The organism is Vibrio sp. TRT 17S01 (assembly GCF_050113695.1).
In the GTDB taxonomy this organism is placed as follows: domain Bacteria; phylum Pseudomonadota; class Gammaproteobacteria; order Enterobacterales; family Vibrionaceae; genus Vibrio.
In genome coordinates, this window is record NZ_JBNJOG010000003.1 from 411,545 (window position 1) to 438,494 (window position 26,950).

Below are 26,950 nucleotides of genomic sequence, written 5' to 3' on the forward strand. Positions count from 1 at the left end.
AAACAAAAAGGCCTTGGATAACCAAGGCCTTTTATCACTACTAATTAGTTTATGGACAAGTTACTTCATCCCAGAACCAGTTTGAAGTGGTAGGTGTATCCCATGTACCAGGGTTGTTTTTCGCAACAAAACACTTTCCATCATTCATAACAGTATCACCGTTACTGACCTGTGTTACACCTGCTTCCCATTGAATTACCGTTCCTGTACCTGTGTCTCCACCAGTATCACCGCCTGTGCTGCCACCATTGCCAGCAGAAAGGTCTGCGAGTGGTAGGTCTGGTTGCTCAAACTTGAATGCATAGTCAACATTGTTCACTGTCACTGTGTAGTTTGCTGGGCCAGAGATAGGTAGATAATAAACCATATCCAGCTCATACGTTCCACCAGCAGGTAAGTCTTTCCATGCAGGAAGCGTAAACGCTACGCGATGCATTGTTCCGTCTAGACCGCCAATGTTGTTAGCACGTGTATGACCAGAAGCAATAACCTTCAAACCACCACCAGACTGGTCTTTCGCATTGTCCGGAGCCGATACTGGAATATCGAACTGGAATTCAGTACCACCAGGAATCGCCTGACCAGTGTTGTTTGTGAATGTGATCTTCGGATTGATTGGATAGTTCTGATCACCAACTTTGAATCCACCGATTGACACTGTGATGTCTACCGCTTCAGTTGGGATTGCACCTGTAGCAACTTTATTACCATACGGTGTTGCTGACTTAAACTTATCGTAAATAGTTTGCGTCATGCTGTTACCCATATGGAATTCACCATTGCCGGAAGCACACGCCTGTTCAGTTAAGTCGATCGTTGTACGATTGCCGTTCGCATCAAGAACATAACAGTTATAGTCACCTGCTAGTTCCCAGAACATGATACCGCCGATCTCTTTATCAATAACGTAGTCTGCTTTAACGCCGATTGAAGCTTTGTCTTCGGTAGAGATGAACACACTCTTCTCAGCATTCCACAACCATGGCGCTACAGCCACTGAATCGTAGTTACGAGTATATGTGCCTACAAGTTTGTCACTTGGGTCATTAACAGGGTCAAGACCGTAAGCTTGAGCATAAGAACCAAAGACGCCGTTTTCTAAGTTCTTAGCGTGCCACATTGGGTTTGAACCAGCACCCATTTCTTTACCTTGTGGGTCCAAATCATGCCACATGTTATCAATGCCAGTCGCACCGTAACCACAATTGTTCTTCTCGCCTTCACCAGTACCTGGAGCACATTGTGTTTGATCAGGAAGTGCAGCACGACCCCAAAGGCCATTTGTACCGCCAGTTACGCCTTGCCAGCCACGAGTATAGTAAGGAACACCAATATTAATACGGCCTGCTGGCATAGAACCACGGAAGTAATGATATGCCCAGTCTGTATTTAGGTAACCGATACCACCGTATGCTGCTGTTCCATATACGTTCCATTGAGCCAACTCAGAATCTTCACCTGTGTCATAAAGCGCTGCGTTATGGCCAACGTGATCATTCCAAGCACCGTGCAAGTCGTATGACATGATGTTGACGTAATCTAGGTACTTAGTAACATCAAATGTTTCCATACCGCGCAACAAGTAACCAGATGATGGCGCCGCAATAGTAAGCATATAGTGAATGCCATCTTGAGCTGATGCCGCATCAAGTTTGTTACGAAGCACTTTCATTAGCTCTTGGTAAGATGCCCATAGATAAGGGCGGCGAGGCTCCATAAAGTCCTTGTCGTAAGGGTTACCAGCACCTGCCATTGATGTTGGGTATTCGTAGTCAATATCTAAACCATCGAACTTATACTTACGCATCATTTCGACAGCTGACGTTGCGAACTTCTCGATACCAGCATGGTTAATCGAACCATCTGCATTCGTTGTCATGGTGTAGAAACCACCGTCAGCAACGCGGTTTCCATCAGCGCCGAAGTGGCCACCAGTTTCAGCCCAACCACCAATCGAAATCAGAGTTTTAACACCATAGCGCTCTTTGTAAGTAGCAAGTGCACCAAAGTGACCTTTAAATCCAAGTGCTGGATCGACATCTACACCAGGCCATTCTTTACCCGTTGCCGCGTTGTTTGGATCAGTGACATCACCGACATTGACTTTACCATCAGAGCCGATGCTAACAAACGCGTAGTTGATATGAGTTAGCTGTTCCCAAGGAATATCTTTTACTAAGTATGCAGCTTGTGGATCATCACCTGCTCGCCAGCTCGTAAAGTAACCGATGACACGACGAGGGTGGTCTGCACCCATTTTCTCACGACCTTCTTCGTCATAAATAGAACAGTAAGGAACGTTCACACCTTCAGTTTGATACAAACCGTCTGGACGACAGTTAGCAACAGGTGCAACACCGTTAACTTTAAGCGTAACTAGCGCCGAATCTCCAGTTCCACCAAGGTTATCAGTTGCTTTTGCATAAACGGCAAGATCACCTGCTTGGGTTGTTGTGTAATCAAGCGTATATGGTGCTGTCGCTGCAGTTCCAACAAGCTGTCCTGCAACATAGAAATCCACTTTATCAACAGTACCATCAGTATCGTCTGCAACAGCAGAAAGGGTGACAACGCTACCAACGTCAACCGTTGCAGCTGAAAGTGATACACTTACTGTTGGTAGCTCATTACCAGGTTGAGTTGACTCAACGGTCAAAGAAACTGAACTTACTAAGCTCGCTGCATTTTGGTCATCATATGCAATCGCACTAAACTCATGTTGACCAGCGGTCGCAGTCCAGTTAGTTGTATGTGGCGCAGCCGTTGATTCACCAACGACGACACCGTCAACTAGGAACTCAACTTTTGCGACAGTACCGTCTGTGTCTGCAGCTGTTGCAGCAAGAACAACAACGTCTGCTTCTTTAATTACATCCGTAGCACTTGGTGAAGTTAGATTTGCAGTTGGTGCTTCGTTGCCCCCACCTGTCGCACATACGTCGACAACTAACCATTCATCCCAAGTTCCCGTGTTCTGCTCAGGATTATTTCCTTGAGTCCAGTAGTTTGCTTTATAAGCGGTATTGTTGTGCTGAACTTGATCGCCACCGTTGTATACAGTCGTCGAATCCCACACAGGTAGTGTGCTGCAATCAACAGCAGCATAGCTGTTGAAAGCCATCAAACAAGATGCTGTCAAAGTGCTAAGTGTAAACACACTTTTACCAGCTTTTCCCTTATTAAGATGCATAGTCGCCCCTATTTAACTTATTGTTTTAAAAGAATGTATTTGGTTTTTATATATCTTTCGATACTTATGTTCTTGCGTAAAACAACTGTAGGACACTTGGTTGAATACACACGTGAATTTTGTGAGATCTATACAATCACTCGCAATTTCTTGCTGGTCAGATGTAATGAAATGCCACTTAATTTGCACCAATAACTAAAATTTGATTAATTTCGAAAGTTAAAAAAAAGGCCGTTTTTTCGTAATGAAAAAACGGCCTTTTAGAGATTGACTAGATCTCTATAGGGGATCTCAGTATGCAAAATATTATATTGGCAAAAAACAGTAATTCGCGACAAATTGCTTTCCTCTTTTATAGAAAAGAGCTATCCATCCATAACATTCAATTCAAGCTGTAAATCAAATGCATTTAATTTGCTTGAATACAAGCATGTCCATAAACTAGGACTCGCATTTAATTTGAATAAATATAGAATGGCGTTCGAATGATGAACCTTGAATTATCCGGAGCAAGTATGTGGTTAGCTATAGGGATTACAGCGTTACTTCACATCGTATCCGTCGATAAAGGCCCGCGATGGTTGTTTTACATCACCAAAACTGTCCCCATTGTTTTGATGATGGTTGTCGCTTTTCAAGCAGAGTCATTAAAACCAACCTATGGCCTATTCATACTTGTCGCTTTAGCATTTTCTTTAATTGGCGACATATTTCTCATGCATCCCAAAGACAAATTCCTTCCCGGGTTGGTCAGTTTTCTATTTGCGCATTTGGTGTATACCGCATGTTTTTGGAATGAGACAAGTGGCATCCTAAATCACTGGGTTCCAATTTTAACTTTCAGTGTTGGGGTCATCGTGTATTTACTACTGTTGCCTTCTTTAGGAGAAATGAAGTTACCAGTGGCTATTTATTGCATCGTGATTTTAAACATGGCTTGGGCAGCGATTGAGTACTGGCTGCAAACGAACAATTTGTCGGCTCGTTTTGCTGTAGCGGGAGCGCTGATTTTTATTACGTCAGATCTAGTCCTTGCCATCGATAGGTTTCGTGCAAGTTCTGGCTTTTCAAGACATGTTGTGATGGTCACCTACTATACTGCGCAAGCCCTATTAACGTTATCGGCGACAAACTTTATTTACACCGCGTAGCGATAAATTAGGTCGTCGTATAATTTATTCCCTATCTGATAAGCATCGGACTCACGCTCAACCAAAACAAATCCTGCCTTTTCGAGTAACTTACATGATGGTAAGTTACCGTCTGTCACAATGGCGTTTATTTCAGATACTGGATAGTTTTCCTGCGTATGTTCAATTAAACCAACTAGTGACTCGGTCCCATATCCTTGGCCATGGAATGCTTTTTTTAATAGGTAGCCAACCTCAACAGTATGGCCAGACTTTTCCGATATAACTAATCCCGTTATACCAATACATTCTTTAGATTTTTTATCTTTAATTACTAAACACAACCAATGTGTTGAACCCCATTTCCACTCAGGTAATCTTGATTCAAATCGCTCCCTAATTTCTTGAACGCTTGGCTTGTCAAAAGCATAGCGAATAACATCCTCATCTTGATGAAGGTTCTGAAACAGAGGCCATTCGTTTTCACTGATTTGCTGCATGATAAGCCGCGATGTTTCAATTCGTATCATATTATGATCTCTTTCCCCTTTAATTGATGATGTTGACTAACGCTTCGTATGACTCAGTGCAACATGTAGCCAACTCTTCGGCGCTCTGCTTGTAGCTATCAACTGGGTGACTGCTTTTCTCTATATTCTCACAGATCTCAAATAAACGGTTGAGCCCAAGGCTACCTGAGGAACCTTTCAATTTATGTGCTAACTGCTTAACCTCAGAAGCATCCTGAGTTTGAAAGGCTAGCTCAAGCTTTTCTTGAATATCATCTGCACCTTGCTTAAACAGTTCAATAATTTCAAGCATCTTAGCCTTGCCTAATACCGCAGTGTCATTAATCACAATTTCTGGCTTAATAAGGCTAGATAAAGGCATGGAAACACTCTCCTTTGGTTCGTGATGGTTGTTTGGCGTTGTATCCATGCTCACCCCTTTAACATGACTACTTATAAGCGCTGCTAGATCGTCTTTATCCAATGGTTTAGGTAAATAACCATCGAATCCAGAAGCTAGATAACCTTCAACCTCTTCATTAAAGACATGAGCAGACACGGCAATCATGGGCACATCGGAATTTCCAGACTGTTCCCCTATTTCTCTTAATTGCTCCCTTAATTCCATTCCATTGCAATCCGGCAAATTGATATCTAGCAGTGCAATATCATATTGATTCGCATGGAATAACTCCTTCGCTTGCTCTCCATTCAAGGCAGTATCAACCTGATGCCCCATATGCACCAGAAAACCTTCCGCCACCATGCAATTTACGGGGTTGTCTTCAACTAAAAGAACGGTTGCTTTATTGTTGCTCTGTAGCTGTGTTTCCATGAGGGTTGCGACTTCTTTCCCCTTTTCCAGTGGTACACTAAACCAGAAACGACTGCCTTCCCCACATTCAGATTCCACCGCCAGTGTTCCATTCATTGCATCGACAATTCTCTTACTTATTGCCAAGCCTAAACCAGTACCACCTTTACTGTTAATTCCAGCGGAAGCTTGTGTGAAAGCATCAAAAAGGGTTTGTTGCTCTTCAGTGCAGATCCCGACTCCTGAGTCAGATACTTCAAACAGCACATTTTTCTCATGGATAGGATCTGGACTCACATATATGTCGACATGACCATGATCGGTGAATTTAATCGCGTTACCCACTAAGTTGGTCAGCACTTGACTTATGCGCGTAACATCACCTTGCCAATAACGATCTAAATCCGAGTCAACATAACAAGTAAAATCAATTTGCTTTTCTTCTGCTCGTCCTTTCAAAAGTTGGTATACATCATCCACCATGGCCTTTAGATCAAAGTCTACTGTTCGAATTTCTAGATGGCCGGCTTCAATCTTTGAGTAATCGAGAACATCATTCAAAATAGCAAGTAATGTCTTGCCACTTCGGTTAATGACGTCCACATAGTGTTTTTGCGTCTCGTTAAGAGAACTTTCTTTAAGCAATCGAGTCGTTCCGAGAACACCATTCATTGGGGTACGAATTTCATGACTCATGGTTGCTAAAAATGCCGATTTTGCTCTACTCGCTTGCTCCGCTTGATGCCGCGCTTTGGCATGGTTTAACACTTCTTGATTGAGTCGATTATTGGTCTCTTGCAGCTGACACGTTCGCTCAGTAACAACTTCTTCAAGGTGGACTTTATGCTCTTCAAGTTCACGTTTCGCCTTGGCTTCGCTTTCTGCTACTACCTTTAAGGCTTGCGCTGTATTTCTTGCGGTAATAATGGCCTGTCCCATACGAGCCAGTTCATCTTTACCTTGTACGGTGACATCGACTTTTAATTGCCCCTGCGCAATAGAGCTCAATGCGGATGAGTACTCGGCTAACCGTTTAAGAACTGACTTGTAAACCACTTTCCAAACAATGAGGACAACGATGACTAACCCAATAATAGTGATAATTGTCAGTGATAACTGAGCGTACTGCAGTGTCGTTTTTAATTCCGATACAGCATTTGTAGTCGCTGCATTTGAATCATCAACCAGACGGTTAACCGTCGTATTAAGCTTGGTAAACTGAGTCAATGTGTTTTGTAAGAGTTGCTGTGAGGCTTGTTCATTTTGATAACGATTTATCAAAACTTGAAAGACGACTTCGCGCTTCGCCAGCTTATTTAATAAATCAGCCATTTGCATTGAACGCGTAGGGTCCTCAACCGACTGAACTCGACGTTTCATAATGGTTAGATTCTGACTGTACTCATTACGAATTTGGTTAATTCGGTCGAGGTTCGAAATGGTGGACATTTCTTCAATATGATTCAGCATTTTAAATGCGAGAAGATGCAATTCGTGTAAACGCTCTGAAAGATCTAAATCAACCTCAACGAGTGTATCTAGTGCATTGTATGCTGACTCTTTTTTTCCATTTTTCAATAGATCATAAATGTGAGTAACGTTAGCCACAGCAATCGTGCTGGTATTAGAAACCTGAGTGCGTGTAAGCTGTTCAAGCTCTTGAGCAAATTTACGCATTTCCTTCACTCTGACATCCAAGTCATTTGCAAGAAATAGCTTTTTCTCAACAAGTATGCCTAATTGCGCCAATGTATCGATGACTTGCTGGACATCGCTTTCAAGCGTATTCAGTAACTCAGAATCAAACGAGTCCGATCCAAGTTGTTTGATATGTGATAACAGCGTTTCTAATTGCGAGAAAAGTAATTGCCCTGATTCTTTTCGTTGCTTTTCTGACTTTGCATTGGAGAGCGATTGAACTGAAGTAATGATACGAGAGCTCAACTCTGAGACTTGTCGTGCTTCTATCATAGAAGGTATCGCAGAATTCACGACATTTCTTTCTGTTCGAGCAACAGATGAGAAGCCAAACACACCGATTAATGAAGACAATATGACTAACAAAGCCATCGCAGTGAAAGCAAACAAAAGCTTACGGCCAATACTGGCTTTAGCAAATAACATTCAGAATCATCACTTCTTAACATCTGTAGAATGCGCTATATTTTGCAGTGTTTGTCCCATTATTACCAACAAATTGCCGAATGTTTAAATCTATTAAGTTCAAGTTTTTCATACAAAGCCTTCTCATTGCATCATGCAGCAATCTGGCACACGCAGGACAAAATAATGAGCCATATAGAATATGTTCCATTTACCCGCACCTGAAAGATTCATATTGGCTCTCCGTCAACTATGGCATGGTGAATGAGGCAGAACAGCAAGGTGTTGACCTAAGGGTTTTAGAATCGGGCGGTTACCCAAATCACATCAAGCAGAAAGAACAGTTATACCTTTGTACTCGCTGGGACGCAGATGCAATCATTTTAGGGACTGTCGCTCCGGATTTATATACAAGCGATCTCAAATCGATTGTCGGGTCTACGCCTGTATTTGCGACTGTTAATCGCCTTTTGGTAGACGATAAAAACAAACCATTATTGAAAGGTGAAGTGGGTGTAGACTGGTATTGGATGGGATACGCTGCAGGTAAGTACTTGAGTGAGAAACACCCGAAAGGCAGTGGAAAAATAAAAGCGGCACTACTCCCCGGCCCGAATTCAAGTGGCGGTACAAAACCTGTCGTTAAAGGGTTGTATGATGCATTGAAAAACAGCGATGTCGTCATTGCCAAAACACTTTGGGCTGACAATGACAAGGAGTTACAGCGTAACCTAATTCAACAAGCCATAGACACAGATGGTATTCGCTACATTATTGGCAGTGCCGTTGCGATAGAAGCCGGGATTAGCGAGTTGCGTGCTTCAAACAAAGCCAGTGAAATTGGCCTAATTTCTACTTATTTAAGTCATGGTGTGTATCGTGGTTTGCTGCGGCATAAAGTTGAATTTGCACCCACGGACAAAATGGTTGAGCAAGGTCGCTTGTCATTAAATCAGGCTATTGATTATTTACGTGGTAAGACATACAAATTCTCACAGTCACCTTCGATATCACCATTGACTCCTGATACACTGAGCGAAAAAGTGATTGCAGATTCGCTGTCACCTTCTGAATATAGGCCAACTTTTTATATAAACCAGGCTAAGTAAAACAACCTGAACGTAGTAGCACCTTAGGAATAACGAATGCAAAAGACAACCCGTACTATGCCCGCACATAAGCATGTTGCGCTGGTAGCACATGACAACTACAAACCAGAACTATTACGATGGGTTACTGACAACAAAGAAAAGCTACAGCGTCACTTTCTTTATGCAACTGGAACAACCGGTAATATGCTGAGTAAAGAAACGGGGCTTGCAATTAAAAGTATGATCAGCGGCCCTATGGGCGGGGATCAACAAATTGGCGCTCTGATCTCTGAAGGAAAGATTGATGTGTTGGTTTTCTTTTGGGATCCACTTAATGCCGTCCCCCACGACCCTGATGTAAAAGCACTTTTGCGTATTGCTAGTGTATGGAATATTCCCGTCGCAACCAACCGTGCTACGGCCAAGTTCCTATTTGAGTCTGAGTTAATGGAACAAGAAGTGGATATTGAAGTTCCTGATTATGATGCTTACCTTGCAGACCGAACCTAATCTAGTTTCCTAAAAAAGCCCGCAAATGCGGGCTTTTTTACTTTTGGTGAATCACCGGATAATCATTCTCAAGCAGCTCTTTTACAAAAGTTGAGCCGCCTCCAGTAAACGTAACCCATACTTTCTCCTTAGCACGAGTTAGTGCTACATAGAACAAACGCCGTTCTTCAGCATAAGCAAACGTATCGGTGTTTTGGGTTAACGCTGCATCGATATGTAACGCCTTCACACGTGCGGGAAACTGCCCTTCATCCACTGATAAGATGATGACATAGTCCGCTTCCTTACCTTTACTTGCGTGACATGTCATAAACTCAAGCTTTAATAAGCCGTACTGTTTCTTCCACTCATCAAGCAGCTCGGGTTTGTGATAATGATTTCTGCCTAATAACAACACTGACTTGGTCTTTTTTGCCTGTCGATTCAGTTGGTCTAATATTTTCTCGACATTAGCGGTTGCTGTTAATGTTACGGCTTTGCTCTTTCTTTCTTTATGACTATTCAATGTCTTAGGAAGCTGAGCAGGGTTTTGTTGAATAAATAGATTAGCCACCTCACCGATACGATTATTGAACCGATAGGTTGTATCAAGATAGTGCACGGTTGAATGTGGGAACCTCTCACCAAAGCCAGTCGTCAAATCGACATCCGAGCCAGCAAAAGCGTAAATGGACTGCCAATCATCTCCTACGGCAAACAATACGCATTCTTTGTTTGCGTCACTACGGCATAGTGACTCAATAAGGTTCAGTCTCTCAGGAGAAATATCTTGATATTCGTCGATCATGATGTATTTCCAACCTGACTTAAATTTACCCTTGTCGATATAGTTGGTTGCACGCGTGATCATCAGATTGAAATCAATTTCGCCTTGCTCTTTTAACGCCTGTTGCCACGCTTGGTAACACGGCCAAACTAAATTGAGTTCACTGTTCAACCGTGTGTAGTCAGGGTGATCAACCAATTTTTTCTGGATCGCAGTTTTTGTCACCCCCATAGCGCTAAGTTGAGAAAGCTGCTTTTCCAACCAAGCGATCAATTTAGGGTTTTCCACATGGCTACCAAGCTCGTCATCACCAGCTAAGTACGCAATTGGCCATTTTGATAAGTGCTTTTGCCAACGCTTAAAGTTGGTTGGCGTCATCCAATGTTTCTTTAGCCAATCAATACACCAAGCTTGTTTTAAGTTGTCGTCGGTAGCCAAAGGTGAAATGACCACCTTTTCTGTCTCGACTTGGTTTAAGATTTGTAAGCCTAGCTGATGGAATGTACAAACTTTAACGTGATCAGCAGCCATGCCGACTTTGTCTTTTAGCCTTTGTTTCATTTCATCGGCAGCATCGCGACCAAAAGCAACCATGAGAATTTCGTCAGCCTGAGCGAGATGACTTTGAAGCAAATAAGCTACTCTGGCAGTCAAAACACTTGTCTTACCGGAGCCGGCTCCAGCAAGAACCAAATTGTGGTCATCATTGAGTAACACCGCATATTGCTGACTGAGGTTGAGCGGAGAAGACTCCATTTGATTAAAAAGCACTTCCCAGTTCTGACGTTCGGTCTCTAACCATTCATTATTGCGCTCGAGAATTTTCTCATCAGTATCAATAATCCATGGCATCAATTCTGCCATCTTTATCGGCGCACGTTGCTCGGCTTCTTCCAACGACATGTCCATCGTTTTAAAATCTGAGTCCAGTTGCTCTAACCAATGCGAAACTCTTGAGTGTGACAAGAAAGAAGGTAAACGTTTAAACCCTTTTAAGTCAGATTCCCACTGAGGCAAATAGGTACTCAGTTGTTCACACTGTTTATTATGCCACTGTTGATAGTATCCAACGGCAGTACGGGCAAAGTCGCGGCAATCTAACCACGGTAATCCCTGAACTAACCAAGAGCGCTGTTTATTGTTTTCTGTATGAGCGAAAAACTGCAATCCGCCCCAAAAGACCCCTCTTCTTACCTTAACCTTTCCGTTCCAGGCATGAAATGGGATACGCTCTTCACTAAAATCAGAGCTTAATACGATGTAATCAGACTCAAGTTTAACGTTGTAATATTCGTTTTGAATTAAAAACTGTGCAGTCTTAGTTGCTGATAGCTGCATTCTTACTTTAACCAGTGACTTCCCTTGGCTACATCATATATTAACCATTACTGAATATGAAAAATTAATGTCAAGATTGCCACCGAACAAATCTCATGCACTTGGCATTTTTTATTCATTTCTATCAAAATGTTATTGTGAGTTTTTGCTACAATACGCTCTAACTTCATCTGACATTAGTATTGAATTCAGTGTACAGCTTTGCCCAATTCCGTCTCTTGTGGACGAACAAAACATTTAACTACAGCGTCCTCATTCTCATTACGCTGTTAGGTGTTGCATTGCCAGCTTGGTATCTCCAACTAGGTTCGAACATTATTCCTTTAATTCTTGGGATTATTGCGGCAGCACTGGCTGAGAGTGACGACAACTTTACTGGTCGTTTGAAGTCGATAACGCTCACGTTAATCTGTTTTGCAATTGCCGCATTCTCCATTGAAATTTTGTTTGATAAACCACTGCTATTCGCACTCGGTCTGTTTATCTCTACCTTTGGCTTTATCATGCTTGGTGCAATTGGTCACCGCTATGCGAGCATCGCTTTTGGCTCCTTATTGATAGCGATTTACACCATGCTTGGTGCGCACCAAAGCGTTAATCTATGGTTTCAACCTTTGATGTTGTTAATTGGTGCTGGTTGGTACTACTTCATCTCCGTGCTTTGGCATGCAATTTGGCCAATGCAACCCGTACAGCAGAGCCTTGCAAATGTCTTCCTTCAGCTTTCCAATTATCTGGACTCCAAAAGCCAAGTATTTCAACCCGTAACGAACTTAGTTCCTCAACCCCACCGCATTAGAGATGCTAACCTAAATGCCGCTACAGTGACGGCATTAAACCAATGTAAAGCAACATTGCTGACACGCTCAAAACGGGGCCATGTTGATGGTGCGAGTGACCGTTTCTTGAACATTTATTTCTTAGCGCAAGACATCCATGAACGTGTCAGTTCAAGTCATTACCGCTATCAAGAACTTGCGGAGCAATTTGAACGTTCAGACGTTTTATTCCGATTCAAGTACCTATTAGAAACGCAGGCCCAAGCATGCCGAGATATTGCTCGCTCAATCCAACTCGGTAAAGAGTACACGCATGCGGGAACATCCGTTTTAGCTTTAGATGAACTTCAATCTTCTCTGGCCTATCTAAACCAGCAGCAAAACCCCAAATGGCGTTTGTTACTGGCGCAACTAGGCTATTTGTTTAATAACCTTACGACCGTTGAAAAGCAGCTCAGCAATGTCAACAACCCCGATGCTGCAAAGCTTGAAGAAGATATATTGGATGATACTGAAGCCCATTCACTAAGGACGATGTGGCAACGCATCCGTTCTAATCTCAATAAAGATTCCATGTTATTTCGCCACGCAGTCAGGATGTCGATTGCTCTGACAGCAGGTTACGGGATTATTCAATTGCTAAACATTGAGCGAGGTTACTGGATACTGTTAACCACCTTGTTCGTATGCCAACCCAACTACAGTGCAACACGACAAAAGATTGTTGCTCGTATCATAGGCACGTTAGCGGGGCTATTGATTGGCGTCCCGTTACTAACATTTTTCCCTTCCCTTGAAAGTCAGCTTGTCTTCATCGTTCTATCAGGCGTGGCATTTTTTGCTTTTAGACTTGCAAACTATGGCTACGCGACAGGCTTTATAACTGTATTGGTTCTATTCTGTTTTAATCAGTTAGGTGAAGGCTATGCGGTTGTATTACCAAGGCTTGCAGATACGCTAATCGGTTGCGCCTTGGCCGTTGCTGCTGTTGCGCTGATTCTTCCTGACTGGCAATCGAAACGACTTCATAAGGTGATGGCAGACGCTGTCGATGCAAATAAAACGTATCTTGCCCAAATTATTGGTCAATACCGGATAGGTAAGAAAGACTCTTTGAGCTATCGAATTGCGCGCCGTAGTGCGCACAACCAGGATGCCAATTTAGCCAATGCGATCAGCACAATGTTATCTGAGCCTGGTAAATACCGAACAGCGACTGACGAGAGTTTTCGTTTTCTGACATTAAGCCATGCCCTATTGAGTTACATTTCCGCACTCGGTGCACACAGGACTCGAATTGCAGATGAGCACACGCACCAGCTTGTGTTAGACGCTCATAGAGCCATCCATCGTCATCTTGAAGTTTTATATCAACAACTCAACACACACACTGATGAATGTAATATCAGTGAGTTTGAAAGCCCAGAGATTGAAAACCGCCTATCAGAGTGGCGCGACGAAGATGAACACTCCGCACGTATGGTTTTACAACAATTGCACTTGATTTATCGCATGCTACCTGAGCTCCATTCCTTAGCGAACAAGTTTGCCGTCCGAGTAAACTAAGGCTTACTTTATTCAGAACTTCGTGGCATTTATTCACGGAGTTCTGATTCTAAATTTGCACATTTCGGACATTTTCTGCGCTTTCGCTTTGTAGTCTATCCCTTACATGAGTCATTGGGGAAATAGTTATGAAAGGAGGCAGCTATCACCCGGAACTCAATACTAGAATAATGGTATATGGAAGCTCCGATATGAGTAAGAAACAATTTGAAGACTTAAAAGAGCAACTTCAATTAATGACTCCACAACAACTAAGAGCCCTTCAGGGTGAAATAAGTAACAAGCTCGACCACAAAGCGAGTAATCTACTTACCGAAGAAGAGTTAGCAGCACTCTCTGAACTATTCAGCTAGCACAACTTGCTGAAATTACAAACTCAACTTAAGCTTAAGTTAGCAGGAGAAGAGTTATGTCAGTATCAGCTGTTCAAACCGCTTACCCAATTATCGAGCAATCATCCAAGATGGCTGAAGAAGCTGCGCTCGAAATAAACACCCACCCACCTTTAGAGTCCGCTAAGAACAATAGCTATGAATTCAATAAGGTTGAATTCAAACCGCCAAAAACCAATGAAGACTACACTGAAGCATTGACCAAGCTTACCCAAGCTTCTCAGTACTCGCGTATCGGAACAAATGTTTTGCAACGCGAGCAAGACATGATTGGTACTTTACTCGATATACATGTTTAATTTGTACCAAACCGTAAAACAAGCATTGTGTTACGCCGCCTACTCAGTAGAATGCCCTGACAAACTTATATAACTATTTCGCTATGCCAAAATTACACCTGACTCGCCGTGACTCGCACTTTCTCAACACCAGTCACGAAAACACCGAGCAGTTAGAGCAATCCCTCAAATCCCGCTTTGAAAGACCCGAATTAAGAATGACACCCAGCCCTTATATTAGTGATAAAAATTTATCCAAACGCTGGGCTAAGCTTTCTCCTTTAACCAATAAATCATTGCTCTTGGATGACCAAACAGCAGCTTTAAGCGACGCTTATAATAAAAACATTGAACATTTTATTGGAACAGTAAAAGTACCTGTAGGTATCGCAGGCCCGTTACGTGTTAACGGATTACACGCACAAGGTGACTACCTTATTCCACTGGCAACCACAGAAGCAGCACTGGTAGCGTCTTATAATCGTGGCTCTCAGTTAATCACAGCAGCAGGTGGCGCAAGTGCCATGCTGTTAAATGAGGGGGTCACTCGAACACCTGCTTTTGCCTTTCATAGCTTATCCGAAGCCGGACAGTTTGTTTCATGGGTGACAACACAATACGACGTTTTCAAACATTTAGCGGAATCTACAACTGCGCACGGTAAGCTCCACGATATCAATGTCACCATTGAAGGCAATCGCGTTTACTTGGTTTTTGAATTTCACACTGGTGATGCATCTGGTCAGAATATGGTCACGATTGCCACTAACGCAGTATTTGAATACATCGTAGCTAACTCGCCAATTGAACCTACTCAAGCTTTTCTTGATGGAAATTTATCTGGTGATAAGAAACCGAATAGCCATACCCTACGCGCTGTAAGGGGTAAAAAAGTCTCCGTTGATATCAACATCCCTCATGAGCTCATTGCAAAATATCTACACACGACACCACAAAAAATGGTGGAGTTTGGCAATATGACAACAACTGGTGCGGCATTGAGTGGCAGTATTGGGGTCAACGCACACTACGCAAATGCACTGGCGGCCATTTATATTGCATGTGGTCAGGACGCCGCTTGCGTCGCAGAGTCAGCAGTTGGTATTACGCGCATGGAAGTAAACCAGCAAGGTGGTTTATATGCCAGCGTCACGTTACCTAACTTAATGGTGGGCACTGTAGGTGGAGGGACCGCGCTACCAAGCCAAAAAGCGTGCTTGGATATCCTCGATCTTTATGGTACTGGCAAAGCTAAGGCGCTTGCAGAAGTTGTTGCCACTGTTTGTCTCGCCGGTGAACTTTCCATTGTTGGAGCCTTTTGTGCCGGGCATTTCTCCCGGGCACACCATAAACTAGCCAGATAGAGAAATATGTCAGCACCTTGAACTCTGTGAATTCTGTTTGGTTATTATCGTGTTGAAAACGTTATATTGCTGCTAACTGAAAGCAAACAATAATAATACGATGTCAGCAGTAAACAACTCAATTTCAGATTTGCTCAAGGTGCTGGAGCCCGGAATGAAGCTATCAGCCTCACTTGAGTTTGGGCTGGATGAGCGCTTTGACTTCACCACTCAATTTGTTGGTGCGAAGCCTAGCCAGTTCCTTATTCTCGATCTACCTCAAAAAGCTCAAGAAACTTTGATATTAAAGAAGATTGCTCATCGCGCGATCATTATCCGAGCACTGACCAAAACTCGCTTGGGCGATATCATCGCATTCAAAACAACAGTTATATCTCAGACAACTCGCCCAAGTGGCTTACTGTTTGTGAAATTGCCTCACTACTATTCTAAAAAGCCCATTCGAAGCGACGAGCGTTTTCAGGTTAACTTACCAGCTATGGTCCAATCAGAGACGCTCACTTGCAAAGCCAAGATTAAAGACATATCGGTTTCAGGGCTTGCACTTATCATTAAAAGTGAACAAGCGCTGGAAAAGGGTCAATTGATAGAAATCGACAGTGAACTGAATGATCATCTCCCTGAGTCACTTACCTTTGAGATTGTCAGTACTCAAAAACTCCGACACGGTTACAAGTATGGTGTTAGGTACAGTGAGAGAATCAAAGTATCGGAAGAGTTGAGAATCTCCTTGCTCGAAAACTCATACCGCCAGATCAGTCAGTAACTTCTCGCATAAAAGTATCTTTAAAGTGTACAAAGGCTTGATTCAGCAGTTGCTCCTTTAAAGGCTTGACTAGAACATAGTCAGCTCCAACAGACAAAAATGAACGCTTGGTGTCTTGCATTCCATCCGCTGTACATGCGTAAATCGGCACTTTGGAGCCTAGGTCCTCTCGAATGATTTTAGTTGTTTCAATACCACCTAAATTTGGTAATTGATTATCCATTAATACTAAATCGACATCAGAATGTTCACTTAAATACGAAATCGCTTGATGGCCATCTTGCACCCAAATAACTGTCATGGCGTACTTTTCACAAAACGCTTTGGCGATGAAGGCATTGGTATGATTGTCTTCAACCAAGAGCACTTTTAAAGAACGTTTAAATAATGTCGAGGGGTTGATTGGCTCAACGGGCGCTTTTGCAACCGCGCATTCTGTTTTAATCTCGACAGGCAAACTGACGGTAAAACGCGTTCCTTTCCCTACTTCGCTTTGCAATTCAAACTCACCATCGAGTAGATCAATCAAGCTTCTTACAATAGCCAACCCAAGCCCACTCCCCCCATATTCTCTGGTGGTAGTCGCTTCAGCTTGAACAAACGGATCAAAGATATGCTCTATTCGCTGGGCATCAATTCCAATACCAGAGTCCTCTACCGTTATGAATAGCCGGGAGCTATCATTAGTCTCTTTTGAACGAATATTTATGTTAACTTGCCCTTGATGAGTGAACTTCACCGCATTACTCACCAAGTTAAAAATTATTTGATTTAGCCGGACTTGGTCACTATTCACGATCGTATTCTGATCAATGTTTGTATTTACCGCAAAATTGACTTTTTTCTCTACACATAACGGCCTGAAAATGCGTTCAACTGCGTTGACCAATTCCATCAATTTAAAATCAGAACGTTGTATTAAAAACTTGCCTTGTTCAATTTTGGAAAAGTCTAAAATATCGTTAAGTACTGCGAGTAAGTGTTCTCCACTATTACAAAGCACTTGAATATTTTCTAAGTCTTCCTTATCCGTCATTTTCCCTTTCAATAGCTGTGAAACACCCAGGATCCCGTTCAGGGGTGTTCTTAACTCATGACTCATTCTTGCTAAAAAGTCTGCACGAACTCTCGCTGACTCTTCTGCTTCTTCTTTTGCAGCTGCACTCTGTTGTTCAGCACGTACAAAACTGGTTACATCTTGGCCTTGCACCATCACATGCTTGATTTTGTTATCGATGAAAATCGGAGAAAGATTCCATCGATATGTTTTGTCTTCAATCTCGACATTCACTCCTGTTAATGTCGCACCTTTTGCGCACATGGTAATTTGAGGAACTAATTTGCATGCAAGCAAGTTGTAGACACTTTTGTCTGTGGATGATAATTGAAAACTTCTTTCTGCTGCTGGGTTAACACGAATTAAATTACCCTCGGTGTCCCATAATGTTATCGGCGAGAGTGAAAAATTAAACAGATCGGCAAATTGTTTTTCTTGCTCATTCAATCGCTTAAACGATTTTTCAAACGATAAGCCTATCTGATTAAATTCATCGATTTCTGAACCCGGAAAACGGTCTATATTCTGTGTTTCAAAAGCAAGTTTTGTATAACGGGTCAAACTGAATAGTTCTTCAGAAACACGATGACCTAACCAGTAGCGACTGGCTATTGCAATGATAAAAACGATCGCTAACGCAACTGCAGCCCATAAATAATGGCTCTTCATTAATTCTGCAATGTGCGTATTATCTTGAACCGAATAGACATTTAAGAAGGTAGCAACACCATTAATCTCTAAATCCGTCTTTGAGACCATGTATTCTTTAGCGCTAAACACAGATGAATATTGTTCAAGCCAATCAATATGATTTTGCAGATTCTCTCTGTTAGTAGAAGCGATAACTTCTGAACCAACCGATAAAAATATTTCGTCAGCATTGCTTCCTTTTAGAAGGGAATCAAGTAAAGCAAAGTTATTGTTGAGCACAATACCAACATAAAGAAAGCCTATCACTTCACCGCTGTTATTTTGCACGATAGGTGCCCTACGAACCATCAAATAACGCATACCTAGTACGGACGGTGCTTGGGTTAGGTGCCAGCTGCTAACGAACGACATGTTGTCCACGATATGCTGCAATTCTTCTACTTCAATTCCATAGAACTCATGATTTGAGTCAGACCACCCCACATGGTCTCCATAGGAAATAAACCGAAAATCTGGTGCTAGAGAAGGGTTAATTTGATCTAAGCTGCGAAAGAAATGATTCAGCTCTTGCTCATTGTTGGAACGAAGAGCGTCAATTAAGGATTCGTTACGACTGTAACTATTTTGAGTAATTTCAATAGATTGTAAACGGAAATTAAAAATTTGCTGCACGAGACTAGAAGTCTGCTGCTTTGAGCGAGCAACCTCTTGTTCAACAACCTTCTTGTTAATTTGATAGTTTTGTAACAAGACAACTAACATTAACATACCGATCGTCAGGAACACCGAACGTGCTATTAGCGTGGCCAGTCTTCTTGGTTTGCCACGCTGTCCAAATTTAATTTTCAAAGATCTGAGTACCTAAACGCTCTTTGCTTTAAGAGTTCAATACGCTCTGGAGAGTCATTTGAAGTCACTAACTCAAAGTCACCAGAAAATACTTTGGGGACCTGTTTACCCTCGATATCCCATTTAATGGCATCCGCCATGGCAATACCAGTATCATCATTCATTCTCATTACAGTCACATCAAGCTTTCCTTGTCTAATGGCTTCAAGCTCAGCTGTGCCACCGCCCCATCCATTTAACAAAATGTCTTCCCGATTAAGTTTTTTTAAAGCATCGGCCGCACCCAGAGCTACATCTGTCGAACAAGCATAGATAAATGAAATATCCGGAGAATTCTTAACCAACTGAAGCGTCGTTTCGTAGCCTGACTCTCTCGTTGCCTTGGTATAAAAAGACGAAGACAGTTTGTAACCACTGTGATTGGTCATTTCATCAATGAAAGTGTCTCCTCGGGCATCACTAACATAACCTTCGGAGAAATATAAAACAGAATACTCACTGCCCGTCGTTGTCACAGACTTGTAGTAGTCTTCAAGAACCCCAGCGCCTTCCATATGATCAAAACCAACGTACATAAAAGGCTGATGCTTATCCCATGCTCTTACTGGTGTTGTGATGTTTTGAAGGATCAATTTCGTATCAGTAGAGCTTAAAACATGCTCAATAAACTTACGGTGACGAGTCGTATCAAGCGTAAAAATAAGGTAGTCCGTTTTATTCTGAAGAGCTTCTAATAACGATAAGCTTTGTTGTCTGACATCAACATTTGGACGCGTGAAAACCTGATTAATATTATAGCTAATGCCAAGTTTCTCTAGCCGTGTTTCAAATGCTTTGATGTTCCTAACCCAATAGTCAGAGACTTGCTGTCCCGGATAAACAACAGAAATAGTTATTGGTTTTTTCTGGTTTTTCAGCATCGCCTTGGGGGCTGAGCGAACTGACTCGTTGAGCGCAGAAGTTAGCTGACGTTGCACTGGATGAGCGTTTAAAAACTCATCGTACGACCAGTAACCATTTAGGACTTGCGCACCATGACCAAATGCGTGAGACGATATAAGTGCTAGCAGAGACAAGAGTTTTATTTTTCTCATTTAAACTCCCTTGGAGAGGTTCCTTACTGACGGATAGTTAGTATGTCTTTTCTTCCTTATTGATGAAAGATAATTCTTTTAAATTTTAATAAGTTGAGCATAAATCAACCAGTAATTATTCATACAGTTGCTTTATGCTCAAGGTGACAAAAAAATTAGTTAATTACTCTAAAAAGTGAAAGCCAAATTGCCTGACAAACCAAATTGATTGTCACCCGCATAGCTACCCGCTAGATCCAAACTAACCAGATCTCCAGGGCTAATGCCTACACCAGCAGTCAATGAGTTATCTAACGTACTCTTAAGGTCAACTTCATAGCCAGCGCGAACTTGAGCCCAACCCCATGCATTGGCTTCAACACCAAATCTCAAAAACTGTGTATCATCATCGAGATCAGTAAAACGGCTTTGTTTGGTTAAGTCCATATCTACTGTTGCGGTAAGCAACTCCGTGACATAAGCACCGGATGCCGTTACTTGCGTGTTGAGCTTATATTGGCTAACCCCGCCAAAATTCTGGGTATCGAGTGTTTTAGAGAAAAGATCTTTGATGGCAACCCCTGCTCTAAATTGTTCATAGAACCAAATCGCACCGAGATCCAAGTTAAACGCATTTTTCTTAGTCTCACTTTGGTCATAATCACTTAGGTCAAAATCTTCGACAGACAGTGCTTGTTTGTAGGTACGCAATTGTTGGTATTTAGGAGTCACACCCAAAGAGACATCCTGCCCCATTAGCGTCAGGCGTTTAGCCATTGCTACACCGTACTCCGTATAACCAAAAGCGATCATATCGACTTCAGAATTCTCGTATCGAGCCTGCACAGCCAAAGGCGTATTACCACCATTCGCCGCAATTTCAGTACTCGCCACAATTTCAGCGTACCCGCGTCCGTAAAGGTTAATTGATAAGTTTTGGATTGGTAATGCAACCGCAAACCCTGCACCTGCGCTTATCCCTAACGGGGCGTCATCTGCTAACTGATCCAAATAACCATTGAGTGTCGCAATTGTCGCAGGATCCGTGTTGCCATTTTCAAAAGAAGAGATGGTATCTTGAAGGCTATCGATTGTATCAAGGGATTCATCGGTATCTCTGGCTCGCGCACCTATTGCAGGAAACAAGATACCAACCGTGTCTTTTTCACGATAAATAGCGGTTAATGCTGGGTTATAGAAGGGAGCAAGCACATAGTCTGCCGTGGTGACGCCAGTATTTCCCATACCGTTCCCTCGCCCATCAGCAACGGTTGTCGCACCAAGTGTTGACGTTGAAACTATCGCTGCAACCACTGCAATTGATAATTTTCTTTTTAGTATCATATCCATACCAACCTTTTTTGTTTGTTACATTCAAAGATTAATACAGATTTGGTAACTTGCCTGAATTTCTAAGAAATTAGTTTATAATAATTAAGTCGTTGAGCTTATGCCTGCCACTAACCAGTTGTTCTTTCTGAGTTTTAGAAAGGCGCTTTATTCGGTACTCTATCTTGCTAGCAACACTTCTTGTACTACCAGCATGTGAATGCCATACCAAACTTAAAGGGCCTTTGCCCTTCAAAGCCTTAGCCCCTATTCCTTTTACATGCTGTTCAAAACGGCGCTCTACATCTGTCGTGATCCCACAGTAGAGCGCACCTTTGTTATTTCTTACCAGATAAACGTGCCAATCCGTTGATGGAAGGCTATTACCATCCGACATTAGACGAGCTGTTCAACCAGCGTTCTTAATTCAGCAAGCTCTGCCTTTAGCTCAGCGACTTCACTCTCTAACACCTCAATACGCGTTGAATTACCAGAAGCTGGCACTGAGTGTGCTTGCGTCTCGTAAGCAGCCAGATCAATCTCACCACTAAAAAGATGCTGGTAACGAGACTCACGTTTACCTGCCTCGCGTGGCAGCTTTATAACTAAGGTCCCACAGTCATGCTCAGCCATTTGTTCAAGAACCATCTCAACTTCTTTAGTATCAGCAAAGTTTGCTAACCGGTTTGTTCGTGTTCTCAATTCTCCAGGCGTCTGAGCACCTCGCAACAATAAACAGCAAGTGATCGCTTTCTCTTGCGAAGTAAGTTTTAGATCACCAAACTCCGTATTGCAAAAACGATGTTGAAACTTGTTTGCTCGGCTATTAAACCCACTTTCATCACTCACTAGACGACGAGAAATGAGCGAGTCGACTGCATCTTGAACTTCGGCCTCGGAAAGCGACATAACAGGCTCACGATTGCTTTTTTGATTACATGCAGTAGTCAGGCTATTGAGAGTCAGTGGATAATAGTCTGGTGTTGTGACTTCCTTTTCGATCAAACAACCAATGATGCGCGCTTCAACATGAGATAATTCGATATTCATGATGGACTCCCTTGAATTAATGTTCTGCTAGAATTGGAACTCGTTTTATATTGCCATCTTCGTCAATCATGACGATTTTAGCTCTGTTGAGTTCAACTTCTGTCACTTCTTGAATGGTACGTTCTGTACGATATGCATCTCGTAACTTTATGCAACGTACATCGTCACTCTTTTCCTCTGTTTTTCTGACCAGAATCTGAGAGTTTCGCATAATATTCACAAAATTGTACTTGATAATGCCTGCATCATAGCTCGCTAAATTCCATAGCTCAATTGCTTCTCGGACGAGTTGAACACAAAAGCGTCAAGATGTCGTGATGATTGATCTTAAGACTGTAATCACAAGGGGAGTTATGTTTTAATCATTGACAGTTAACGTTAAAACAGGAAAGGGACCTATGAGTGGTGTATTTGAAATCGTCGTTCAGGCACGTCGTAAAAACAAACTAAAACGTGAGCTTCTTGATAACGAGAAGAAAGTACGTGATAACCGTAAACGTGTCGATCTGCTTGAAAACCTGATGGATTACATCAAGCCAGATATGAACACCGATGAAATTGTAGGCATTATCAAAAATATGAAAGCGGACTATGAAGACCGCGTTGATGATCACATCATCAAAAGTGCAGAGATTTCAAAAGAGCGTCGTGAAATCAGCCGTCGTATTCGCGAGCTGACTGAAGAAGACAAGCAAACTCTTGGTAAAAAGAAGTAAGCTGAATTAGTGCTTTGAAGCCCGTTTTAACGGGCTTTTTTTATTTTTAGAAACCATAGTTTAACCTTCAACATATTTAGTAATAATATTTTTACTAATAGCATTAAACGTTTGCGTAATCGCTAACCTTCACCATAGCCAAATTTGGGGCTTCCGTCACACTAATCCCCCTGCTATATTTCTTCACAGTTAATCATTTAGACCATTCGAGGCACGGAGCTTCCTCGTTTTTCTCAAGAAGAGAAGATTGGTACCGACGCTGACGCGATCGGCAAAAATTTTAGAGGATCAATTTATGGATATGAATGTGGTTGAAATTTTGGGTTACGCGGCATCTATTATGGTGGCTATTTCTCTTACAATGAAAGACATTGTAAAACTTCGCGTACTTAACTTTATTGGATGTGCACTTTTTACAGCATATGGTCTGATGATTGATGCGTGGCCGGTCGTTGTCACAAACGGTTTTATTGCATGTGTTAACGTTTATTTCCTTGCTAAAATGCAACAGGAAAAAAAAAGCGATAAAGTAGAAACTACCGCTTAACAACAGCATGTAAGATAAATAGCCCCGTCTGGGGCTATTTTTGTATGTACGGTATCATTATCTTTAAGCCACTCAGTTGGTATCAAGATTGATAAAGTATCCAAGTCGGATAATCTATCCAAAAAACACATCATGTAAATTAACTTCAATATACCCCAACAACAAAATTAAACACTATTGAAACACTTTCAACATCATATATTCACCTACAATTAGCAGCCTGATTGATTTATTGTTTCAGATCATAAGAAGTGAATCTTGCGCTCGTGCCTTAAATCAGAATTCTGTAAGTTATTTGTCACAAATTAAAACAGATTCTTATATTTTGAAACGTTCTCAGGGAGATTTCTATGCTGGAGCTCTTTATCGGATTAGTTGTCACTATTGCGGTAGGCTACTTTATTGTAAAAGGATATAAGCCTGCTGGGGTACTTCTAACCGCCGGTGTCTTATTGTTAATTTTAACGGGTATTATTGGCCATACTGTTTTGCCTTCTAAGGTTGCTTCTACAGGTAACCTATTTACCGATGCACTCGAATACGTGAAGTACATGCTGCAATATCGTGGTGGCGGTCTTGGTATGCAAATCATGCTGTTATGTGGTTTCGCATCATACATGACTCACATCGGCGCAAACAACGTCGTAGTAAAACAGTTCTCTAAGCCTCTCTCTGTCATAAAATCCCCTTACATCTTATTGGTTGCTGCATACATCGTTGCTTGTTTGATGTCTTTGGCTGTGAGCTCAGCGACTGGGCTTGGTGTTCTCTTGATGGCAACGCTCTTCCCAATGATGACGGCTATGGGTATTTCTCGCCCTGCTGCTGTAGCGGTTTGTGCCTCACCTGCTGCGATCATTCTTTCTCCAACGTCTGGCGATGTGGTGATTGCCGCTGAGAAAGCGGGATTGCCTCTTCACGTGTTTGCGGTGGAAACCGTTCTACCAGTATCCATATGCGCAATTATTGTTATGGCAATCGCGGCTTTCTTTTGGAACATGTATCTAGATAAGAAAGATAACTCACCGATGGAACGCGTGGATGTTTCTGCAATCGAAGTTAAATCACCAGCTTATTATGCCGTACTTCCGTTCCTGCCAATTATCGGGGTTTTTGTATTTAACGGCGAAACCATCGAAGGGTTAAAGCTCGATATCTATACCATCGTTGTACTAGCGATATTCATCGGTGCCGTTGTTGATTTCATCACAAAGCGCTTTAACGGTAAGAAAACACTCGAGGACTTGGAATCTTGTTACCAAGGCATGGCAGACGCATTTAAAGGGGTCGTTATGCTGTTAGTTGCCGCTGGCGTATTCGCACAAGGTTTGATGTCTATCGGCGCTATCGACAACTTACTCCACCTAGCCGAAACAGCAGGTGCTGGTGGCATCGCATTAATGCTAATCCTAACCGCATTGACTGTTGCAGCGGCAATTGCAACAGGTTCAGGCAATGCGCCTTTCTATGCCTTCGTCGAGCTGGCTCCGTCACTGGCAGCTAAAATGGGACTTAACCCAGCATTCCTAATCATTCCAATGTTGCAAGCATCTAACTTAGGTCGAACTATTTCACCAGTATCAGGGGTTGTTGTGGCAACGTCAGGTATGGCAAAAATCAGTCCATTTGAAGTAGTAAAACGGACTTCTGTACCTGTTATTTGTGGCTTGGCCACTGTTATTTTCGGTACCTTGGTGCTTGTTCCAATGTACGCATAGGAAAATGTGAGTTCACGACTTTAAGTCATGTTCAAAACAAAAAGCCAGCTATCAAGAGCTGGCTTTTTTTATTTTTTCTTTCCACGTCCGGCATGAATTTTCAACTTCGCTTTCATCTTCCTTTTGTCCGATGAGCGGCCTTTTCTTCGCGGAGCTTTATCCGGTTCAATGTCTTCAATCAAACTTGGTTCGAACCCTTGTAACCACTCTTGAGGCAGTCGGTTATCTAACAAGCGCTCAATCGCCTCTAATAGATACTCTTCATCATGGCTCATCAAAGAAACAGCCATGCCCTCTTTTCCAGCCCGCCCCGTACGCCCAATCCGGTGTACGTAATCTTCGGCTTTAAATGGCATGTCAAAGTTCACGACTTGTTCAAGCTGATGGATATCTAGCCCTCTTGCGGCAACATCAGTTGCGATTAATGCGCGAATTTTTCCTGCTTTAAAATCATCTAATGCTTTCTGGCGTGCACCTTGGCTTTTATCACCGTTAATTGAAGCAGCCTTAATTCCGTCTAGCTTCAACTCTTTAGCCAACGCATCACTGCCTTGTTTGGTTTTGGTAAATACCAATACCTGCTGCCAGTTGCGAGAACCTATCAGATACGCGAGTAGTTCAGCTTTTCGTTTTTTATCCACTGGATAGATAATTTGCTTAACAGTTTCAGCTGTACTATTCGATGGCGTCACCTGAACTTCAACTGGTTCATTTAACAGTTTATAAGCAATACTTTTTATACGTTTATCAAAGGTTGCGGAGAAAAACAGCGTTTGGTAGCTCTCGCCCATTCGCTTAAGAATTCTTTGGATATCTGGCATAAAGCCCATATCGAGCATACGGTCGGCTTCATCAAATACTAAAAATTCAGTTTTAGATAAAAAGATGTTCTTACAGAATAGATGATCTAAAAGACGACCTGGAGTCGCAATAAGAATATCCGCCCCACCTCGCAAGTTTTTGGTTTGCACATTCATACTGGTGCCACCGTAAGCAGTCACAATTTTAATCTCTGTGGCTTTGGCATAGCTTGTCAGGTTATCAAACACCTGCTGTGCCAGCTCGCGTGTTGGTACTAAAACCAATGCACGAACGTCTGCACTTTGTTCATCCCGAACACTTTTTGATGCCGATAGTTTTTGAAGAATCGGCAAGCCAAACGCTGCCGTTTTCCCTGTTCCTGTTTGAGCTCCAGCTAAGATATCTTTCCCATCAAGTACAAAAGGAATTGCTTGTTGCTGTATTTCCGTTGGCTGTTGAAAACCAAGCTCTGATAACGTACTAAGCAGAGAATCGGCAAGACCTAGTTGAGCGAATTGTTGGGACATACGTAAGGACCATTAATGACAACTTTTGATAAGGTT

Annotated in this window: 22 protein-coding genes; 11 read left to right on the forward strand and 11 right to left on the reverse strand. The window is 42.3% G+C overall.

Annotated features, from left to right (window positions below; genetic code table 11):
- Positions 1 to 49 precede the first annotated feature (49 nt).
- Positions 50 to 3,190 (reverse strand): chitinase C-terminal domain-containing protein, encoded by a 3,141-nt coding sequence (locus tag ACQEXS_RS07460; protein WP_427013352.1) that lies wholly within the window; start codon positions 3,188 to 3,190, stop codon positions 50 to 52.
- A 485-nt stretch (positions 3,191 to 3,675) separates the two neighbouring features.
- Here ACQEXS_RS07460 and ACQEXS_RS07465 point away from each other — a divergent pair, with 485 nt between their 5' ends.
- Entirely contained in the window at positions 3,676 to 4,341 is a 666-nt protein-coding gene (locus ACQEXS_RS07465; RefSeq protein ID WP_367989917.1) for a lysoplasmalogenase, read from the forward strand.
- Here ACQEXS_RS07465 and ACQEXS_RS07470 read toward each other — a convergent pair.
- Together ACQEXS_RS07470 and torS are read right to left on the reverse strand one after the other, a co-directional pair.
- Positions 4,329 to 4,850, reverse strand: a complete 522-nt coding sequence (locus tag ACQEXS_RS07470; protein WP_427013353.1) for a GNAT family N-acetyltransferase — start codon at positions 4,848 to 4,850, stop codon at positions 4,329 to 4,331. The genes ACQEXS_RS07465 and ACQEXS_RS07470 overlap by 13 nt on opposite strands.
- Before the next feature lie 19 nt (positions 4,851 to 4,869).
- A complete protein-coding gene (gene torS / locus ACQEXS_RS07475; RefSeq protein WP_427013354.1) occupies positions 4,870 to 7,767 on the reverse strand; it encodes a TMAO reductase system sensor histidine kinase/response regulator TorS in 2,898 nt (965 codons plus the stop codon).
- 80 nt (positions 7,768 to 7,847) lie between these two features.
- Between torS and torT the strand changes: the two genes are divergently transcribed.
- Together torT and ACQEXS_RS07485 are read left to right on the forward strand one after the other, a co-directional pair.
- A complete protein-coding gene (torT, locus tag ACQEXS_RS07480; protein WP_427013355.1) occupies positions 7,848 to 8,855 on the forward strand; it encodes a TMAO reductase system periplasmic protein TorT in 1,008 nt (335 codons plus the stop codon).
- 36 nt (positions 8,856 to 8,891) lie between these two features.
- Positions 8,892 to 9,347: a methylglyoxal synthase gene (locus ACQEXS_RS07485; RefSeq protein WP_367989921.1), complete on the forward strand. Its 456-nt coding sequence runs from the start codon at positions 8,892 to 8,894 to the stop codon at positions 9,345 to 9,347.
- Between the two features lie 37 nt (positions 9,348 to 9,384).
- Here ACQEXS_RS07485 and helD read toward each other — a convergent pair whose 3' ends face one another.
- Positions 9,385 to 11,451 (reverse strand): DNA helicase IV, encoded by a 2,067-nt coding sequence (helD, locus tag ACQEXS_RS07490; RefSeq protein WP_427013356.1) that lies wholly within the window; start codon positions 11,449 to 11,451, stop codon positions 9,385 to 9,387.
- Between the two features lie 191 nt (positions 11,452 to 11,642).
- Here helD and yccS point away from each other — a divergent pair, with 191 nt between their 5' ends.
- From yccS to ACQEXS_RS07515, 5 genes are all read left to right on the forward strand, one after another.
- Positions 11,643 to 13,796 carry a YccS family putative transporter gene (gene yccS / locus ACQEXS_RS07495; protein ID WP_427013403.1) on the forward strand — a complete coding sequence of 718 codons (2,154 nt, stop codon included), beginning with the start codon at positions 11,643 to 11,645 and terminating at the stop codon, positions 13,794 to 13,796.
- Positions 13,797 to 13,987: 191 nt separating this feature from the next.
- The gene (locus ACQEXS_RS07500; protein WP_427009526.1) at positions 13,988 to 14,149 is read left to right on the forward strand and encodes a hypothetical protein; all 162 of its coding nucleotides are present in this window, start codon (positions 13,988 to 13,990) and stop codon (positions 14,147 to 14,149) included.
- 56 nt (positions 14,150 to 14,205) lie between these two features.
- On the forward strand, positions 14,206 to 14,487 hold the full coding sequence (locus tag ACQEXS_RS07505) for a hypothetical protein (protein WP_427013357.1): 282 nt from the start codon (positions 14,206 to 14,208) through the stop codon (positions 14,485 to 14,487).
- 83 nt (positions 14,488 to 14,570) lie between these two features.
- Positions 14,571 to 15,830: a hydroxymethylglutaryl-CoA reductase gene (locus ACQEXS_RS07510; RefSeq protein ID WP_427013358.1), complete on the forward strand. Its 1,260-nt coding sequence runs from the start codon at positions 14,571 to 14,573 to the stop codon at positions 15,828 to 15,830.
- A gap of 154 nt (positions 15,831 to 15,984) precedes the next feature.
- Positions 15,985 to 16,596 carry a PilZ domain-containing protein gene (locus ACQEXS_RS07515; RefSeq protein ID WP_427013359.1) on the forward strand — a complete coding sequence of 204 codons (612 nt, stop codon included), beginning with the start codon at positions 15,985 to 15,987 and terminating at the stop codon, positions 16,594 to 16,596.
- On the opposite strand, the gene luxQ is transcribed toward ACQEXS_RS07515, so the two are convergent.
- The 6 genes from luxQ to ACQEXS_RS07545 all read right to left on the reverse strand — a co-directional run bounded on the left by luxQ (position 16,586) and on the right by ACQEXS_RS07545 (position 22,816).
- Entirely contained in the window at positions 16,586 to 19,153 is a 2,568-nt protein-coding gene (gene luxQ, locus ACQEXS_RS07520) for a quorum-sensing autoinducer 2 sensor kinase/phosphatase LuxQ (protein ID WP_367989928.1), read from the reverse strand. The genes ACQEXS_RS07515 and luxQ overlap by 11 nt on opposite strands.
- The gene (locus ACQEXS_RS07525) at positions 19,150 to 20,247 is read right to left on the reverse strand and encodes an autoinducer 2-binding periplasmic protein LuxP (RefSeq protein WP_427009522.1); all 1,098 of its coding nucleotides are present in this window, start codon (positions 20,245 to 20,247) and stop codon (positions 19,150 to 19,152) included. The genes luxQ and ACQEXS_RS07525 overlap by 4 nt, the downstream gene beginning before the upstream one ends.
- A 168-nt stretch (positions 20,248 to 20,415) precedes the next feature.
- Complete coding sequence (locus tag ACQEXS_RS07530) at positions 20,416 to 21,570, reverse strand: conjugal transfer protein TraF (protein WP_427013360.1); 1,155 nt, start codon at positions 21,568 to 21,570, stop codon at positions 20,416 to 20,418.
- A gap of 76 nt (positions 21,571 to 21,646) precedes the next feature.
- Positions 21,647 to 21,952 carry a GIY-YIG nuclease family protein gene (locus ACQEXS_RS07535; protein WP_367989931.1) on the reverse strand — a complete coding sequence of 102 codons (306 nt, stop codon included), beginning with the start codon at positions 21,950 to 21,952 and terminating at the stop codon, positions 21,647 to 21,649.
- On the reverse strand, positions 21,952 to 22,605 hold the full coding sequence (locus tag ACQEXS_RS07540; protein WP_427013361.1) for a YceH family protein: 654 nt from the start codon (positions 22,603 to 22,605) through the stop codon (positions 21,952 to 21,954). Before ACQEXS_RS07540 ends, ACQEXS_RS07535 begins: the two co-directional genes overlap by 1 nt.
- A gap of 16 nt (positions 22,606 to 22,621) precedes the next feature.
- On the reverse strand, positions 22,622 to 22,816 hold the full coding sequence (locus ACQEXS_RS07545; protein ID WP_367989933.1) for a hypothetical protein: 195 nt from the start codon (positions 22,814 to 22,816) through the stop codon (positions 22,622 to 22,624).
- A gap of 187 nt (positions 22,817 to 23,003) precedes the next feature.
- Here ACQEXS_RS07545 and ACQEXS_RS07550 point away from each other — a divergent pair, with 187 nt between their 5' ends.
- The 3 genes from ACQEXS_RS07550 (at position 23,004) to dcuC (ending at position 25,586) form a co-directional block, all read left to right on the forward strand.
- Positions 23,004 to 23,321, forward strand: a complete 318-nt coding sequence (locus ACQEXS_RS07550; protein WP_367989934.1) for a DUF496 family protein — start codon at positions 23,004 to 23,006, stop codon at positions 23,319 to 23,321.
- 277 nt (positions 23,322 to 23,598) lie between these two features.
- Positions 23,599 to 23,868 carry a YgjV family protein gene (locus ACQEXS_RS07555; protein ID WP_367990745.1) on the forward strand — a complete coding sequence of 90 codons (270 nt, stop codon included), beginning with the start codon at positions 23,599 to 23,601 and terminating at the stop codon, positions 23,866 to 23,868.
- A gap of 350 nt (positions 23,869 to 24,218) precedes the next feature.
- Positions 24,219 to 25,586 (forward strand): anaerobic C4-dicarboxylate transporter DcuC, encoded by a 1,368-nt coding sequence (gene dcuC, locus ACQEXS_RS07560; RefSeq protein ID WP_427009520.1) that lies wholly within the window; start codon positions 24,219 to 24,221, stop codon positions 25,584 to 25,586.
- Between the two features lie 68 nt (positions 25,587 to 25,654).
- On the opposite strand, the gene ACQEXS_RS07565 is transcribed toward dcuC, so the two are convergent.
- Complete coding sequence (locus ACQEXS_RS07565; RefSeq protein WP_427013362.1) at positions 25,655 to 26,914, reverse strand: DEAD/DEAH box helicase; 1,260 nt, start codon at positions 26,912 to 26,914, stop codon at positions 25,655 to 25,657.
- Positions 26,915 to 26,950: the final 36 nt, after the last annotated feature.

Coding starts and splice junctions, on each gene's coding strand:
- ACQEXS_RS07525 (WP_427009522.1), bottom strand. CDS start 20,247: ATGAGAAAAATAAAACTCTTGTCTCTGCTAGCACTTATATCGTCTCAC.
- ACQEXS_RS07515 (WP_427013359.1), top strand. CDS start 15,985: ATGAAGCTATCAGCCTCACTTGAGTTTGGGCTGGATGAGCGCTTTGAC.
- ACQEXS_RS07500 (WP_427009526.1), top strand. CDS start 13,988: ATGAGTAAGAAACAATTTGAAGACTTAAAAGAGCAACTTCAATTAATG.
- ACQEXS_RS07465 (WP_367989917.1), top strand. CDS start 3,676: ATGATGAACCTTGAATTATCCGGAGCAAGTATGTGGTTAGCTATAGGG.
- ACQEXS_RS07545 (WP_367989933.1), bottom strand. CDS start 22,816: ATGCGAAACTCTCAGATTCTGGTCAGAAAAACAGAGGAAAAGAGTGAC.
- torT (WP_427013355.1), top strand. CDS start 7,848: ATGTTTAAATCTATTAAGTTCAAGTTTTTCATACAAAGCCTTCTCATT.
- ACQEXS_RS07505 (WP_427013357.1), top strand. CDS start 14,206: ATGTCAGTATCAGCTGTTCAAACCGCTTACCCAATTATCGAGCAATCA.
- torS (WP_427013354.1), bottom strand. CDS start 7,767: ATGTTATTTGCTAAAGCCAGTATTGGCCGTAAGCTTTTGTTTGCTTTC.
- helD (WP_427013356.1), bottom strand. CDS start 11,451: ATGCAGCTATCAGCAACTAAGACTGCACAGTTTTTAATTCAAAACGAA.
- ACQEXS_RS07485 (WP_367989921.1), top strand. CDS start 8,892: ATGCAAAAGACAACCCGTACTATGCCCGCACATAAGCATGTTGCGCTG.
- ACQEXS_RS07470 (WP_427013353.1), bottom strand. CDS start 4,850: ATGATACGAATTGAAACATCGCGGCTTATCATGCAGCAAATCAGTGAA.
- ACQEXS_RS07510 (WP_427013358.1), top strand. CDS start 14,571: ATGCCAAAATTACACCTGACTCGCCGTGACTCGCACTTTCTCAACACC.
- ACQEXS_RS07565 (WP_427013362.1), bottom strand. CDS start 26,914: ATGTCCCAACAATTCGCTCAACTAGGTCTTGCCGATTCTCTGCTTAGT.
- ACQEXS_RS07530 (WP_427013360.1), bottom strand. CDS start 21,570: ATGATACTAAAAAGAAAATTATCAATTGCAGTGGTTGCAGCGATAGTT.
- ACQEXS_RS07460 (WP_427013352.1), bottom strand. CDS start 3,190: ATGCATCTTAATAAGGGAAAAGCTGGTAAAAGTGTGTTTACACTTAGC.
- dcuC (WP_427009520.1), top strand. CDS start 24,219: ATGCTGGAGCTCTTTATCGGATTAGTTGTCACTATTGCGGTAGGCTAC.
- ACQEXS_RS07550 (WP_367989934.1), top strand. CDS start 23,004: ATGAGTGGTGTATTTGAAATCGTCGTTCAGGCACGTCGTAAAAACAAA.
- ACQEXS_RS07535 (WP_367989931.1), bottom strand. CDS start 21,952: ATGTCGGATGGTAATAGCCTTCCATCAACGGATTGGCACGTTTATCTG.
- ACQEXS_RS07540 (WP_427013361.1), bottom strand. CDS start 22,605: ATGAATATCGAATTATCTCATGTTGAAGCGCGCATCATTGGTTGTTTG.